The sequence below is a fragment of the Terrabacter terrae genome, assembly GCF_039529575.1.
Taxonomy (GTDB): domain Bacteria; phylum Actinomycetota; class Actinomycetes; order Actinomycetales; family Dermatophilaceae; genus Terrabacter; species Terrabacter terrae.
In genome coordinates, this window is the sequence record NZ_BAAANB010000003.1 from 99,118 (window position 1) to 114,372 (window position 15,255).

At 70.8% G+C, this 15,255-nt stretch carries 14 protein-coding genes; 2 read left to right on the forward strand and 12 right to left on the reverse strand.

The annotated features are described in order from the left end of the window. Window position 1: 1 nt before the first annotated feature. Window positions 2-2,827, reverse strand: a complete 2,826-nt coding sequence (locus ABD194_RS05815) for an McrB family protein (protein ID WP_343988973.1) — start codon at window positions 2,825-2,827, stop codon at window positions 2-4. A gap of 492 nt (window positions 2,828-3,319) precedes the next feature. Here ABD194_RS05815 and ABD194_RS05820 point away from each other — a divergent pair, with 492 nt between their 5' ends. Together ABD194_RS05820 and ABD194_RS05825 are read left to right on the forward strand one after the other, a co-directional pair. Continuing rightward, the gene (locus tag ABD194_RS05820) at window positions 3,320-3,739 is read left to right on the forward strand and encodes a DUF6318 family protein (RefSeq protein ID WP_343988975.1); all 420 of its coding nucleotides are present in this window, start codon (window positions 3,320-3,322) and stop codon (window positions 3,737-3,739) included. A gap of 455 nt (window positions 3,740-4,194) precedes the next feature. Continuing rightward, the gene (locus ABD194_RS05825; RefSeq protein ID WP_343988977.1) at window positions 4,195-4,647 is read left to right on the forward strand and encodes a hypothetical protein; all 453 of its coding nucleotides are present in this window, start codon (window positions 4,195-4,197) and stop codon (window positions 4,645-4,647) included. A 351-nt stretch (window positions 4,648-4,998) separates the two neighbouring features. Here the strand turns inward: ABD194_RS05825 and arfC are convergent, their stop codons facing one another. The 11 genes from arfC to ABD194_RS05880 form a co-directional block, all read right to left on the reverse strand. Then, the gene (gene arfC / locus ABD194_RS05830) at window positions 4,999-5,367 is read right to left on the reverse strand and encodes a channel accessory protein ArfC (RefSeq protein ID WP_486388606.1); all 369 of its coding nucleotides are present in this window, start codon (window positions 5,365-5,367) and stop codon (window positions 4,999-5,001) included. Next, window positions 5,367-5,681, reverse strand: coding sequence for a hypothetical protein (locus ABD194_RS05835; protein ID WP_343988981.1), 315 nt, complete (start codon window positions 5,679-5,681; stop codon window positions 5,367-5,369). Before ABD194_RS05835 ends, arfC begins: the two co-directional genes overlap by 1 nt. Before the next feature lie 212 nt (window positions 5,682-5,893). Beyond that, a complete protein-coding gene (locus tag ABD194_RS05840) occupies window positions 5,894-6,328 on the reverse strand; it encodes a hypothetical protein (protein ID WP_343988983.1) in 435 nt (144 codons plus the stop codon). Between the two features lie 114 nt (window positions 6,329-6,442). Continuing rightward, window positions 6,443-7,309: an SDR family NAD(P)-dependent oxidoreductase gene (locus ABD194_RS05845; protein ID WP_343988985.1), complete on the reverse strand. Its 867-nt coding sequence runs from the start codon at window positions 7,307-7,309 to the stop codon at window positions 6,443-6,445. Continuing rightward, complete coding sequence (locus ABD194_RS05850; RefSeq protein ID WP_343988987.1) at window positions 7,302-8,828, reverse strand: aldehyde dehydrogenase family protein; 1,527 nt, start codon at window positions 8,826-8,828, stop codon at window positions 7,302-7,304. The genes ABD194_RS05845 and ABD194_RS05850 overlap by 8 nt, the downstream gene beginning before the upstream one ends. Continuing rightward, complete coding sequence (locus ABD194_RS05855) at window positions 8,825-9,655, reverse strand: ATP-binding cassette domain-containing protein (RefSeq protein ID WP_343988989.1); 831 nt, start codon at window positions 9,653-9,655, stop codon at window positions 8,825-8,827. The genes ABD194_RS05850 and ABD194_RS05855 overlap by 4 nt, the downstream gene beginning before the upstream one ends. Beyond that, complete coding sequence (locus ABD194_RS05860; RefSeq protein WP_343988991.1) at window positions 9,652-10,674, reverse strand: ABC transporter ATP-binding protein; 1,023 nt, start codon at window positions 10,672-10,674, stop codon at window positions 9,652-9,654. Before ABD194_RS05860 ends, ABD194_RS05855 begins: the two co-directional genes overlap by 4 nt. Further along, complete coding sequence (locus ABD194_RS05865; RefSeq protein WP_425579955.1) at window positions 10,671-11,588, reverse strand: ABC transporter permease; 918 nt, start codon at window positions 11,586-11,588, stop codon at window positions 10,671-10,673. Before ABD194_RS05865 ends, ABD194_RS05860 begins: the two co-directional genes overlap by 4 nt. Next, window positions 11,585-12,535 carry an ABC transporter permease gene (locus ABD194_RS05870; RefSeq protein WP_343988993.1) on the reverse strand — a complete coding sequence of 317 codons (951 nt, stop codon included), beginning with the start codon at window positions 12,533-12,535 and terminating at the stop codon, window positions 11,585-11,587. Before ABD194_RS05870 ends, ABD194_RS05865 begins: the two co-directional genes overlap by 4 nt. A gap of 90 nt (window positions 12,536-12,625) precedes the next feature. Further along, on the reverse strand, window positions 12,626-14,164 hold the full coding sequence (locus tag ABD194_RS05875; protein ID WP_343988995.1) for an ABC transporter substrate-binding protein: 1,539 nt from the start codon (window positions 14,162-14,164) through the stop codon (window positions 12,626-12,628). Beyond that, the gene (locus tag ABD194_RS05880) at window positions 14,161-15,216 is read right to left on the reverse strand and encodes an isocitrate/isopropylmalate dehydrogenase family protein (RefSeq protein ID WP_343988997.1); all 1,056 of its coding nucleotides are present in this window, start codon (window positions 15,214-15,216) and stop codon (window positions 14,161-14,163) included. Before ABD194_RS05880 ends, ABD194_RS05875 begins: the two co-directional genes overlap by 4 nt. Window positions 15,217-15,255: the final 39 nt, after the last annotated feature.

Here is a 15,255-nt window from a genome sequence, read left to right on the forward strand (position 1 = left end):
GTCACGACCGGGTCAGGTCGAGCTGGTCGAGGCGGCCGTATCGGGCGACGACGTTGTCCCAGCGGAACTGGGCCAGCTCGTGCTCGCGGCCGTAGAGCTGGTCCTCGATGAAGGGGTAGACGTTGTAGTCCCAGATGCGGCGCAGGGTGGCCTCGTCGTCGGCCAGGCCGGGGCGCATGAAGTAGCTGTGGCCGATCTGCAGGTGCGGCCCCCGCAGCGCCCGGCGCAGGTCCTCGTTGACGCGGTCGACGAGGTCGGCGACCCAGACGGGGCCGTCATGCGCCTCGAGCCAGCGGCGCAGCAGCCCCTGCATGGGCCCGTCGTGCGGCATGAACGGCACGAAGTCGAAGCGGCGGCGCAGCGCGGCGTCGACGAGCGCGATCGAGCGGTCGGCGGTGTTCATCGTGCCGATGAAGTAGAGGTTCGGCGGCAGCTCGAACCCCTCGTCGGGGCGGTAGCTCGTCTTGACCGAGTGCGAGCGGTACTCGAGGAGGAAGAGCAGCTCGCCGAAGACCCGCGGGAGGTTCGCGCGGTTGATCTCGTCGATGATCATGATGTGCGGCGTCAGCGGGTCGGCCTCGGCTGCCTCGGCGAGCAGGGCCAGCGGGCCCTTGCGCAGCTCGTAGACCATCTGGCCCTGGTGGTCGATCTGCGGGCGGAAGCCCTCGAAGAAGTCCTCGTAGCTGCTGCTCGGGTGGAACTGCACGATGTCGCGCTTGGCCGGGTCGGGCTGCAGCGCCTGGGCGAACCGCTGGGCGAGGTAGGTCTTGCCGGTGCCGGGCGGCCCGTAGAAGATGACCTGCTTCTTCTCCTCGAGCAGGCTGCGGATCTCGCGGAGGAAGTCCTCCTCGATGAGCAGCTCCTCGGCGGCCTCGCCGAGCGCGTCGTGGTCGGGCATGAGCGCCTTGTCCGAGCGGCGCATGAGCCAGTACGCGAGCTGCGCCTGCCCCCACGGGTCGCCGGGCAGCAGCGGGTCGAGCGTCTGCTTGAGCAGGGCGTTGGTCTCGACGTGCGTGCGGCCGCGGGACTTGCCGTCGGTCCAGCGGGCCGGGCCGCCGAGCCGGGTGAGCATGGCGATCTTGCCGGAGTCACCGCCGAGGGTGAAGAGCGGCAGCCAGTGCTCGGGGTGGGCGATCGCGAAGAGCTTGAGCACGACGCTCTCGCCGAAGCCCTGCACCGGCACGTCGTCGGAGCCGAGGACGCGGTTGATCCGCTCCTCGTCGCGCCCCTCACCCCAGAGCAGGTCGCGCACCATGACGCGCAGCTCGTCGATGCCCGCGGCGTCCAGCGCGTTGATGCTGCTGATGAGCACGGACTGGGCGCCGATGTCGCCGTAGCCGCGCGTCGAGACGATGCGCTTGAAGGTCGGCAGGTCGAAGTCCTCGAGGCCCTCGCGCGACAGGCAGGCGGCGAACACGCGGCGCTGCTCCTGGTGCCAGGCGTCGCGCTCGGTCGCGTAGGGCCGCTCGCGCCGGAAGATCTCGACCTCCCCCTCGAGGTCGACCATGGCGGCGAGCTCGAGGCTCGGGTCGTCGAGGGGTCCGCGCTGGCTCGAGGTCATGAAGCGCAGCAGCGGCGTCAGGGTTCGGGCGGTCGCGACGATGTCGTCGGCGAAGTCCGCCCGGCCCACGGCTTCCTCGCCCCTCCACCAGCGCCCGACGAGGGTCTCGCCGCCGGGGTACTCGCGTCCGACCGGCTCGAGACGGTCGGTGCGGCCGTCCTCGTGGACGTGGAAGAAGCTGAGCCCGCGCGGCAGGTGCTCCTGGACGATGGTGCCGACCTCGCGGTGCTGCTGGTCGCTCTCGCCCTCCCAGCCGCCGTGCAGGCCGAACGCGACACCGGACTGGGTGACCCAGAGCCGGAACCCGGGGGCGCCGGCGCCGCCGACGAGGATCCACGCGGCATACAGGTCGGAGCGGTACGCGACGTCCTCCCCCGCGTGCTGCTGGAGCGCGAGGGTGGGCGCCTCGAGGTAGAGGCCCGTCTCGGTGGAGAGGCGCTCGATGAGGCTGTCGGAGAGGTGGTCGGCCTCGCCGCGCAGCTGGCGGGCGAGGTCGGCCGCGCGCTCCTCGCGCCGGGCCTCGCCGTAGCCGGACGAGGGGCGGAAGTCAGCGGCGATCTCGGCGGCCTCGACGCACACGTCGAGCGCCTTGGGGGCGATGCCGACGAACGGGTTCGTCTCCTTGAGGTACCAGAGGATGCGGGCGGCGTACTTCGGGTCGTCCGGCCGCAGCGCCGCGCACAGGTCGGCGAAGGCGACGTAGCGCTCCGCGTGGCTCAGGCCGCGCTCGAGCCAGCCGAGCCGCTGCAGCATGTGCGGGGCGTTCTCCCACATGTGCGGCCAGTCGCCACCGTCGTCGGTCGACCAGAAGAGCGAGAGGACGTATGCCGTGTGGCCCGGCCCCGGAGCCCGGTGTCCTCGTGAGCCGCCGCGCGCGAGGAAGGCCTCCATCGACTGGAGCTTGTCCGCGGCGTCCTGCGGGGAGGCCGGCGTCTGCAGGGTGAGCTTGAGCAGACCGACGACCTCGGCGTAGTCATCCTCGGCGCGGCGGACCAGAGCGGCCAGCCACGGGCCGCCGATGGGGCCGAAGCCGACGTAGGGCCCGTCCTTGCGGGTCCACTGGTTCATCGCCTCCTTGAAGGCGACGAGGTCACTGGAGGCGACGAGGTCGGCGAGGATCTCGCGCAGCTCGCCGTTGCGGGCGCCGCGGTCGGAGTCGAGCTCGGCGAAGAGGGCCTGGGCGTCCTTGTCGGCCTCGGCGGCACGCTCGATGAGGGCGTACTTGGCACGCCAACGCGTGACGTCAACGGTGTCGGTGCGAGACATGGAACTCCCTTGCACGCCCGTGGCCGGGCGCAAGACGACTGCGCACGTGGAGGTGCGCGCAGGACCGGCGAAAGGCTACCTGCAGGCCGCGACTGCCCCGAACTCGTGGGTGTGTTCCCGCGCGTGTCTGAGTGGGGCCTGTGGACGGCGCGAGCGGCTGGGGATGCGGGTGGGTGAGGATCGTCGTAGGTTGGCGGGTCAGGGCCCAGGGGCGGCACCCTCTCGTGGCCCGACCGCACGATGATCGACGATCGACAGGGGACGCCGATGACCGCACGCGAGAGCTGCTTCTTCCGAGGCCGGACCCGCCTTCCGTATGCCGCCACGCTCGTGGCGTTGTGCGCGCTGGGCGCGTGCACGAGCAGTGGGGCGGCAGGCGAGCCCGCGGCGTCGTCCACCTCGGTTGCTCCGGCGCCCACCACGACGACCTCGGCTCCGTCGAGCACCACGCTGACGTCGGCTGCCCCGAGTCCCACGACGTCTGTGGACCCGGTGATCGCCAAGATCCCCGCCGCCGCACGCCCTCACACGCAGGAGGGCGCGGAGGCCTTCGCCCGCTTCTTCATCGAGTCACTCAACGAAGGTGCCACCAAACCTGATGCCACCGCACTGGCGGGCCTTTTTGCTCCTGGATGTAAGACCTGTGTCGCAATGGAAAAGTCCCTACAGGAGTTGAAGGCTCAAGGCGAGCGCCACGCAGGGAGTTCCATCGTTGTGTCACGCACAAGCTCTCTAACCTTCTCGACTTCTGCCGCCCAAGTGTTGATTGACGTTCAGCAGAAACGCGTCAAGGTGCTCAACTCTAGAGGCTCGACTCTCCGGGAAACAGCCTCGGGGCCAGGAACGTTTGTGATGACCCTCAACCAAAACGGCGGCCATTGGGTGGCGAGTAAACTGCAGACTGCATCATGAGAAGGGGCGTGAACGTTACGGCGTGGGCCTTATTTTTGGCTATGACGCTGGTCTCGCCAGCTCATGCAACCACGGAAGATCCATGTGGCGACGCTTGGGTTGACTGCGGCACCACTCAAGACGGTGCTTTCGCTGGACTGCTGTCGCGGGAAAAAGTTCGCAACTTGCCCAAGTATCCGGGGGATTCGGGCGGTACCGTGGTGGGAGATCGAGACCAAGGTCTCCCAAGGTACGAGTACCGATCACTTGCAGACTGCTACAACGCCGCTCCTGAAAGTGTCACGGAGACTGTCACGTGCGCCGGAGCACTCCGATCATGCCCACCCGATGAAGTCGGTCCCAGACTGCGCGTCTGGCGCCGCACCGTCCTGGATGGCAAGGTCGTAGAGCCTTGGTCCCTCATCGGCCTTACATGTGCAGCCGATGTGGCACCTGGGGCGCGGCCGACGTTGACGATGGCTGATTTGAAGGCGGCCTTCATGCGCACGCCGTGGTCGAAGCCGCAGATCTCGAGCCAGCCCGCCGGGGACACCACGCTGGTCAACCTGCTGACGTTCTACCAGGTGAACTGGACCACCACCGGCTTCCAGCCAGGTGAGGTCGACCGCTCGGTGCTGCGGGGCATCCCGGTGCAGATCAGGCCGAAGCTGGTCGGCTTCACCTACTTCTTCGGTGACGGCTCGAAGATCGGCCCGACGACCTCCACCGGCGGTGTGTATCCGGACGGCGACGTCACCCACATCTACCGGGGCAAGGGAAAGTACCCCGTCCGCGTCGACACCACCTTCGGGGCCGACTTCAGCCTCGACGGGTCGACCTGGGAGGAGATTCCCTCGACGGTGACCGTGCCGGGTCCTTCCACGACCGTCACGGTTCGCGAGGCCAAAGGCGTTCTGGTCAACCGCTGACACCTCGACCCGCGAGTCCGGGAACCGTGGAGCCGCTGGTGGGTGACCTCACTCCCTGTGCGTTGGGTCGTGGGATGACCCAGGACGGCGCAGCGTGAACGTGCGCGGGCGTCGGTTGACCGCTGGGTCACTGGATGACCGAACGCACAGGGGCCGCGGAACACCCGGACGGGCCCCTGCGAAACGCGCCCGAGCGTCGGCTGCCCGCTGGGTCACTGGTTGACCCAACGCAGAGGGGCCGCGGAACACCCGGACGGGCCCCTGCGAAACGCGCCCGGGCGTCGGCTGACCGCGGGGTCACTGGATGACCCAACGCACAGGTGGTCGTGGAAGACCCGCGCGTCAGCCGTGTCAGACGCCGTCCGGCTTCTGCTCGTCCGACTCCAGCTCCTCGGACTTCTCCTCTTCCGACAGCAGGGCATCGATGTCCTCGGCGTCGTCGTCCCAGCCCACTCGCGGGCTGACGGTGGATCTGGTGCGCTCCCCGCCGAAGCGGCTCGCGTCCTCCAGGTCGTCCTCGACAGGCTCTGACTCGCCGATTCGGTCGCCGGCCACGCCCTCGACGTGCTCCGCGTCGCTGCCCACGCCGCTACCTCCATCGTTCGGGTCGCCGGTGGCGTCGGGGCCGGCCGGCACCGTCACGCTTACCCGTCTGACGGTCAGCAGCCACGTGATGGCCGCACCGAGGACGAACGCCACCGCCACCAGAAGCCACTTCATCACTTGCCGGCCGTCCCGCTGCCGTGCGCCGCCCTGTCCCCGCCCCCGAGCAGGTCCAGGCCCTCATCGTCGGAGCGAGCCGGCACCAGACGCCCGGCGACGAAGAGCGCGACGAGCGAGCCAAGGACGAAGCCGACGATGCTCCAGAGGAAGACGCTCCAGAAGCCACTGGAGCCGCGCCCGACGACTCCCAGCGCCACTGTGACGACGACCATCGCGGCCCACCAGCCGGCGCCGAGGTCGCGACGGCAGGTGCGCGTCACGGTCGTGACCTGGGTCTCGCCGTCGCCGTGCGGAGCAACTGGCTGAGCCATCACTCCTCCTGCGTCGGGACAGCGTGTCGCCGATACGACCGCCACCTCGACGCTACCCCGACTCCCTCCGAGCAGCCGCCGAAGCTGCAGTGCGGAGAGACGGCAGGGGTGCTTCACCGACACCACAGCCGCCCCAATCCGCCCACCACCCTCAGCAACGAAAACGACCGCCGACCTCCGCCGACATCAGCCAGCGGCGGCCTTCGCCGACGTCAGGCAGCGGCGGAGTCTCCTTCCGGCGACAGGACCGCCACGCCCGTCGGCGCTGCGACTGCGACCGCGTGCAAGGTGAACCCAGCGGCGCGGCAGGCGCCCTCGAACGCCGCGCGGAGGTCCCGGTCACGCGGTGTCGCCGAGACCGAGCCGGGTCTGGCGATCACCATCACGACGTCGTGCACGTCGTGGCGCGACAGTTCGGTGAGCAGCAGGCGCACGCCGTCGAGAACCTCGCCGACGTCAACTCGCCGCGGCTCGTCGGGCAGACAGATCGGCTGCAGCAGCCGCCGGTTGGGGTGGCACAACAGCAGGTAGGTGGCCCCGTCAGACCTCGACTGCTCGGTGGCGATGAGGTCGACGACTCCCTCGAAGACCTCGGGGTCGGTGATCGGGCGTTGGGCCCAGTCCCTGGGCAGCTCGTCGAAGCGCATGGGTCGAGCATGGCTGCCACCGGTGACAGTCGACGGCCGTCGTCCACAGGTCACAGCGCTGGGTCGGCACCCGAGGCGACGGCACCCTCCACCGGCGGCTGCTCGATGACGCGTTCACATCGGCGGCGTGTAACGCCCGTCGATCACGGTCCACCCGCCGTCGACGAAGAGCTGGCTCCCGGTGACGAACGATGACGCGTCCGACGCCAGGTAGACGACCGCGCCGACCAGCTCGTCGGGCCGTGACCACCTGCCCAGCGCGCTCTTGCTCGCGTACGCCTGCGACCACTCCGGGACCGCACGGATCTGCGCCGTGAGCGGCGTGTCCACGATGCCGGGAGCGATGGCGTTGACCCGCACGCCCTGCTGCCCCAGCTCCACCGCCGCTGCTCGCAACAGCTGGACGAGCCCGGCCTTCGTGGCGGCGTAGACGCCCTGTCCCGGCTCGACCGTGACCGCCCGGATGGAGCTGAACCCCACGATGCTGCCGCGACCACGCTCGGCCATGCCGGCCCCGAACGCCCGCACCAGCTCGAAGGACGAGCGCAGGTTCAGCCCCACCACCCGGTCGAACTCCTCCGCCGTGTAGTCCAGCACGCGCTTGCGCACGTTCGTGGCCGCCGTGAAGACGAGCACGTCCACGTCGCCCAGATCGTCCGCCGCACGGGCCACGGCGTCGGCGTCGGTGACGTCGAGCTCGTACGCCTCCGTGCCCGCCCCCAGGGCCGCCGTCTCCTTCGCGGCCTCGAGGTTGCGGTCGGCGCACACGACGTCCGCCCCGTGCGCGGCGAGCGCCAGCGCGCTCTCCCTGCCGATGCCGCTGCCCGCACCGATGACCACCGCCCGCCGGCCGTCCAGGCGGAACAGCCGCGCATAGTCGGGCCGGGCCGCAGCCGCCTGGTCGCGTCCGTCCGACTCCCCGGTCGTCCCGGCCACTGCCGTCACGTCGGCCGACACGGTCGTCTCGGTCGCCTCATTCATGGGCACTCCCCTGCTCCTCCGGCACCACTGCCGGCTCGGTGGCCGCGGGCACCGTTGCCTTGACGGCCGACGGACGGATGATCGCCATCCGCGTCACGGTCAGCTCCTCGATGGCGAAGCGCGGGCCCTCTCGCCCGACTCCGCTGTCCTTGACGCCGCCGTAGGGCATGACGTCGGACCGGAAGCCGGGCACCTCGTTGACGACCACGCCTCCGGCCTCGATCCGGTCGATCGCGGCGAAGGCCGAGCCGAGCCCCTCGGTGAAGACGCTCGCGTGCAGGCCGTACCTTGACCGGTTCACGACGTCGATGGCGGCGTCGAGGTCGGGCACGGATCGCACCACGACGACGGGTCCGAAGACCTCCTCGTCCCACGCGAGCTGGCCGTCGGGAACGTCGAGCAGCACCGTCGGCTCGATCACGCCGTCGCGTATGCCGCCTCCGTGCACGAGGGTGCCGCCGGCCTCGCACGCAGCTCGGACCCAGTCGACCACCCGCTCCGTGGACCGCTCGTCGATGAGCGCCGAGACGCGGGTCGCCTCGTCCCGGGGGTCGCCGACGACGACCTGGTCCATCCGCGCCTCCAGCGCCGCGAGGAAGGGCGCGCGGGCCGGCTCCACGACCACCACGCGCTGCACGCTGATGCAGGCCTGACCGGACGCGTAGTAGCCACCCCGCACCACCGCGTCGGCTGCCGCGTCGACGTCGGCGTCCGCGGCCACGACGAGCGCGGCGTTGGACCCGAGCTCGAGCAGCACCTTGGTCGGGGCCGCGTCCTTGGCGATGCGGTGGCCGACGGCAGCCGAGCCGGTGAACGACACGGCCGCCACCCGCGGGTCGGTGGTGAGGGTCACCCCGACCTCCACCCCGCCGGTGACGAGCTGGATGCCGGCGCGTGGGCCACCGGCCGCCGCCAGCGCCTCGCGGAGCACGTGCACGAGCCACAGGGTGGCGAGCGGCGTCTGTGGGGCCGGCTTCACCACGACCGGGCACCCCGCGGCCAGGGCCGGTGCCAGCTTGTGCACGGCGAGCAGCAGCGGGTAGTTGAACCCCGCGATCCCGACGACCACGCCGACCGGTTTGCGCACCCAGAAGCCGAGGAGCCCCTCGCCGCTCGGCAGCAGGTCCAGCGGCACGGTCTCGCCGTGTAGCCGCGCCACCTCCTCGGCCGCGGTGACGAGCGTGAGCAGGGTGCGGTCGACCTCGACCCGGCAGTCGACGAGCGGCTTCCCGGTCTCGAGGACGAGCAGCTGCTCGACCTCGGCGCGCCGCTCAGAGAAGACCCGGTGCGTCTCCACCAGGGCAGCCCGACGCGCGTGCGACGGGAGCGAGCGCATCTGCTCACGGACGGCTGCAGCATACGAAAGCGCTTGGGCGGCAATCGCGCTCGACCCGACGGGCGCCGACGCGACGACCTCCCCCGTGTAGGGGAAGCTCACGGTCGCCGTCTCGTCGACGTCGACCCAGCCGTCGCCGACCGGCAGCCCAGCGGGGTGTTCAGGGGTGTACTTCGTGGTCACGATGCGTCTCCAAGGAGGTCTGCGGTGCCGGCCCCTGCGAGGGCGCGCCGCATGCTCGGCGCGGCGCGCAGGAGGCGCCGGGTGTAGGGGTGCTGGGGGTCGTCGAAGATCTGCTGCGTGGCGCCGGTCTCGACGACCTCACCCTCGCTCATGACCGCCACGCGGTCGCACACGTGCCGCACCACGGACAGGTCGTGCGAGACGAAGACGAGGGTGAGGCCGAGCTCGCCGACGAGGTCGGTGATGAGGTTGAGCACCTGCGCGCGCACCGACACGTCGAGGGCGCTGACCGGCTCGTCGGCGAGCAGGATCGAGGGCGACGGTGCGAGCGCGCGGGCGATGGAGATGCGCTGGCGCTGGCCCCCCGAGAACTGGTGCGGAAAGCGGTCCGCCGCCGCGGGGCTGAGCCCGACGGCCTCGAGCAGCTCGGTGACCCGCGCCTGCCGGTTGGGCAGGCCCTGGGCCACGAGCGGCTCGGCGATGATGTCGCGCACCCGCATGCGCGGGTCCAGCGAGCCCATCGGGTCCTGGAAGACCAGCTGCAGGCTCGAGCGCAGGAACCCGAGCCGGCGCTCGGGCACGCCGGACACCGTCTGCCCCTCGACCTGCACCTCGCCGCTGGTCGGCTGGTCGAGGCCGGCGAGCAGGCGCATGAGTGTGGACTTCCCACAGCCGGACTCGCCGACGATGCCGAACCGCTCGCCGCGGGCGACCTCGAACGACACGCCCTTGAGCGCCTCGACGACCGGCCCGGGCTGCCGCAGGGAGGTGCGCGGCCGCTGGTAGGTGCGTCTCAGCTCGTGCACGTGGATGGCTGGCGTCGTCACGGCACACGCTCCTCGTCGGCGGGGTGGTGGCAGGCATAGCCCTCACCGGGGTGGGGGCCGGTCCACTCCGGGTCGGAGGCGCACACCTCGGTGGCGTGGCCGCAGCGACTCCGGAAGACGCACCCGTCGGGGAACTCGCCGGCGGGCGGCACGGTGCCCCGGATCGTGGGCAGCCTTCCTCCCGGGACGGCGACGTCGAGGTCGGATGCGGCGAGCAGCCCCTGGGTGTAGCGGTGGCGTGGCCGCCGGAAGACCTCGTGGACCGGACCCGCCTCCACGACGCGACCGCCGTACATCACGAGGACGCGCTCGCACACCGTCGCGACGACGGAGAGGTCGTGGGTGATGAAGAGCATCGCGGAGTCGCGCGCAGTCACCCCGCGCACGATGAGGTCGAGCACGCGTGCCTGCACCGTCACGTCGAGCGCCGTGGTCGGCTCGTCGCAGACGAGCAGCGCCGGGTCGTTGGCCAGGGCGATCGCGAGGACGACGCGCTGGCGCTGGCCTCCGGAGAGCTGGTGGGGGTATGCCCTCGCGGCGTCCCGCGGGTCGGGCAGCCCCACCTGGTCGAGCAGCTCCACCGCCCGAGCCCGAGCGGCGCGGCGGTCGGGGCCACCGCGGCGGGCGTGCATGGTGATCGCCTCCGCCACCTGGTCGCCGACTCGCATCGTGGGGTTCAGGGCCGTCATCGGCTCCTGGAACACCATCGCGACGTCACGGCCCCGGACGGCGGCCAGGTCGCGCTCGCGCGCCCCGACGAGGTCGGCGTCCACCCCCGCGAGCCGGATGGAGCCACTGACCCGGGCGTCGTCGGGCAGCAGCCCGAGCAGGGCCAGGCTCGTCAGTGACTTGCCGGAGCCGGACTCCCCGATGAGGCCGACGCGCTCACCCTTGTCGATGCTGAACGAGACGTCGTGCAGGAGGTGGAAGCGACCGAGTCGCACGTCGAGGTGCTGCACGTCGAGCACCCGCGAGGTCGGCGCCTCCGCCGGGCGCGCCTGTGTGGCAACCGAGCTCATCGTCGGTCCTCCAGCCGTGGGTCGTAGTGGTCACGGAGCCCGTCACCGAGCAGGTTGAACCCCAGGACGGCGACGGCGATGGCGATGCCCGGCACGACGGCGAGCCGAGGTGCCGAGAAGAGCAGCTCCTGGCTCTCCTGGAGCATCCGGCCCCAGCTCGGCGTGGGTGGGGGCGTGCCGAACCCGAGGAACGACAGCGCCGCCTCGGCCAGCACCGCGATGGCGAAGGAGACCGAGGCCTGCACGATGACGAGGCCGCTGACGTTCGGCAGCACGTGGCGCAGGCCGATGGCCCACGGACCGCGCCCCGCGGCCCGCGCCGCCATGACGTACTCGGTGCCCAGCACCTGCAGCGCGCCGCTGCGGACGACCCGCACGAAGCTCGGCACGGAGGCGATGCCGATGGCGACCATGGCCACGAGGGTGCTCCCGCCGTAGACGGCGCTGAACATGATCGCGAGCAGCAACGCGGGGAAGGCGAGGAGCAGGTCCATGCCGCGCATCAGCGGCTCGCCCACCCCGCGGTGCGCCATGGCCGCGATGATGCCGAGCGGGACGCCGACCAGTCCGGCGAGACCTACGGCGACCAGCCCGACGAACAGCGTGGTGCGGGCGCCGACGAGGACCTGGCTCAGCACGTCCCGGCCGAGCTTGTCCGTGCCGAGGAGGTAGTCCGGGTCGCCGATCGGGCGCAGCCGGGCCGAGGCGTCGACGAACGTCGGGTCGTGCGGCGTCCACACGAAGGAGACGAGCGCCATCAGCACCACGATGCACACGATGGCTGCGCCGACGAAGAAGCTGGCACCGGGCCGGCGACGGGCACTGGTCGGCGCCGGCGCGGGCTCCACCGCGAGGTCCGGCAGCGTGGGACCGTCCAGCGAGACGACGGGCCTGGGGGCGGGGTCGGCGCTCATCGCGTGGCCACCTTCAGTCTCGGGTCGATGACGAGGTAGAGCAGGTCGACGACGAAGTTGACGAGGAGCACGGCCAGGACGAGGAGCATCACGATGTCCTGGACGAAGATGAGGTCACGGTTCGCCACCTGGTCGAGCAGCAGGCTGCCGAGTCCCGGGATGACGAAGACTCGCTCGACGACGACGGCCCCGATGAGCAGGGTCGCCAGCTGCAGGGCGAGGACCGTCACGACTGGGATCGCCGCGTTGCGGAACCCGTGGCGGCGCAGGGCCTGCATGGGGCCGAGGCCCTTGGCCCGGGCCGTGCGGATGTAGTCCTCGCGCTGCACGTCCAGGATCGCGCTGCGGACGTAGCGCGTCAGGACCGCTGCCTGGACGAGGCCGAGCGCGAGCACGGGGAGGACGAGCTGGCGCAGGAACTGGACGGGGTCCTCGTTGGGCGGCGTCCAGCCGTTGGCGGGCAGCCACTGCAGCTTCACCGCGAACACGGTGACGAGCAGGATGCCGGCGAGGAAGGCGGGCACGGCGACGCCCACCTGCGACAGGGCGGAGAGCACGAGGCCGCTCGGGCGGCGTTGCCGCAGGGCCATCAGCGTGCCGAACGGGACTGCGATGACGAGGGCCAGCACCATGGAGCAGACGACGAGCCACAGCGTCACCTGGAGGCGGTCGACGATCTGAGGCGCGATGGCGACCCGCGAGACGTAGCTCGTGCCGAGGTCGAAGTGGAGGAAGCCGCCCACCCAGGAGAGGTACTGCGCGACCAGGGGGCGGTCGAGCCCGAACTGCTCCCGCAGCTGGGCAACGGACGCTTCGGATGCGTTGACGCCCAGGGCAACTCGTGCCGGGTCACCGGGCAGCAGCGCCATGAAGACGAAGACCAGCACGGAGCTGACGACGAGACTCACGATGAGCGTCGCCGTGCGTCGGAGGATCTGGAGCAGCATCGATGTCCTGTCAGGGTCGAGGGCCGCGGGGTCTGACTGCCGTGGGGCGGTCAGGGACCGGCCGGCGCGTGGGCGGCCGGTCCCCCACCGTCACGACCTCGCCAGGTCGGCGAGCTCGAAGGACTCCGTGATGGCGTTCTTGGGCAGTCCGGTGATGCCCTTCTCCGCCACCATCAGGTTGGGCAGGACGAACAGCACGTCCCCGGCGGCGTCCTGCGACAGCTCGCGGGCCGCCTTCTTCATCAGCGTCACCTGCTGCTCCGGCGTGCCGGAGTCGGCGGCCGCCAGGTCGGCCTGCAGCTGCTTGTTGTCGTAGCGGGTGTAGTACTTCGGGTTGCCGAACACCGCCGGCAGGTCGCGCGGCTCGACGTGGGCCACGATCGACATGTCGTAGTCGGCGTTGGTGAACACCGTCTGCAGCCACACGGCCGGGAACTCGAGCTGGTCGAGCTGCACCTTGAAGCCGGCCTGCTCGAGCTGGCTCTTGACCACCTGGCCGCACGAGACGGCATACGGCAGGGACGGGATCCGCAGGCGCACGGGCGTGGCGCCGGCGTTCGTCTCCGTGACGAGGGCCTTCGCCTTGGCGAGGTCGTGCGGGTAGAGGCCGGTCAGGTCCTCGTACCACGGGTCGGTCGGCGGCACGAAGCTGCCGACGAGGGTGCCGTGCCCGGCCCAGCAGGTGTCGAGCAGCGCCTTGTGGTCGATGGCGTAGCGGACGGCCTGGCGCACCTTGAGGTTGTTGAACGGCGCCTTGCCGTTGTTCATCGACAGGAGCACCTCGCCGTTGGTCGTGCCCTCGACGATCTCGTAGGCGTCGTTGCCCTGGAACTGCGCGAGGGACTCGGGCGCCTGCACCGTGCCGATGACGTTGATCGTCTTCGTCAGCAGGGCGTTGTTGAGGGCGGTCGGGTCCTTGAAGTACTTCAGCGTCACTTGCTGGAAGTACGGCTTCTTGCCCCAGTAGGACGGGTTGGCCTTGAGGGTGATCGAGTCGCCGCGGCGCCACTGGTCGAAGACGTAGGGCCCGGTGCCCACGGGCTTGGTCGCCAGGTCGGCAGTCTCCTTCTCCGTCATCATCGCGCCGATGCGGGTGGACATGCGGTAGAGCCAGTCGTTGCTCGGCTTGCTGAGCGTGACCTGGAGCTTGGTGTCGCTCAGCGCCTTCGCCTCCTGGACGACGTCCATGGCCGCCTTGAGCGAGATCGTCCACGCCTTCTTGACCTGGTTGATCGAGTAGACGGCGTCCTTGGCCGTGAAAGGCTGCCCGTCGGTGAACTTCGCGTTGTCGACGAGGTCGAAGGTGTACGTGCGGCGGTCGGGCGAGACGGTCCACGACTTCGCGAGCGAGGGCTTGAGGTCGCCCTGCTGGTCGACCTTCACGAGGGTCTCGTAGACGTTGTCGAGCAGGGCCTGGGGAATGGCCGCGCCGTCCTGCTTCGTGAAGTCCAGGCTGGCCGGCTCGGCGACGAGGCCGACGCTCAGGGACGTGTCACCGCCTGCGCCACCGGCTCCCCCGCTGCCGCCGGAGCCCGCGGCACCCGAGGTGCCCGAGCCCGCCGAGCAGGCCGTGGTGAGGGCCAGGAGCAGCGTCGCCGACGCGGCCGTGCCGATGCGGGTGTGCTTCATCGTGACTCCATCTCGTGCAGGACCGCTGCGGCGAGCTGCGAGGTGCTCGCGGTGCCGCCGAGGTCGGGGGTGTGGTGGTGTGGGAGGCGAAGGACGGCGGCCAGCGCCGTGCGGACGGACTCTGCGGCCGCAGAGCGGCCGAGGTCATCGAGCAGCATGGCACCCGAGAGCAGGCACGCGGTGGGGTTGGCGATGCCCTTCCCGGCGATGTCCGGCGCCGAGCCGTGGACCGGCTCGTAGACGCCCGGGACGCTCCCGCCGGGCAGCACGTTGGCACTGGGTGCCATCCCCATGCCCCCTGCCAGCACGGCCGCCAGGTCGCTGAGGATGTCTCCGAAGAGGTTGCCGGCCAGCAGCACGTCGAGCGAGTGCGGGCTCTGGACCAGCCGGGCCGCCATGGCGTCGACGAGGACCACCTCGAGCTCGACGTCGGGGTGGCGTTCCCCCACCTCGCGGACCACGGCGTCCCAGAGCGGGTAGCCGTGGCGCATCGCGTTGGACTTGGTGACGAGCGCGAGCCGGCCTCGCCGCTGCTCCGCGAGGGTGAACGCGTGCTCGGCGGCGCGCTCGATGACGCGCCGGGAGTGCACGGCGACCTCGATGCCGAGGTCGTGGCCGGTGCCGGCGTGCGCCAGTCCACCCGCCCCGACGTACTCCCCCTCGGTGTTCTCGCGCACGATCACCAGGTCGACGCCCTCGACGTCCCTGACCCGGCTGGGCACGCCCTCGAAGGCACGCACCGGGCGCACGTTGACAGCGAGGTCGAGCTGTTGGCGCAGGCCGATGATCAGGCCCCAGACCAGCTCGTGGTCGGGGACGTCGGGCCGCCCCACCGCGCCGAAGAGGACGGCGTCGTGACGGCGTACGGTCTCGGCGGCGTCGGCCGGCATAGCGGCTCCCTCGCGCACGAACCGGTCTGCGCCCCAGTCGAGCTCGGTGACCTCGAGAGCCTCCCCCTGGCTGTCGAGTGCCGCTGTGAGCACCGGCAGGGTGGCAGCGACGACCTCCGGACCGACACCGTCACCGGGGATCGCTGCGAGTCTCACCGTCATGGCTCTCCTTGTCGAGGAAGGTCGTCATCGACCACGCTC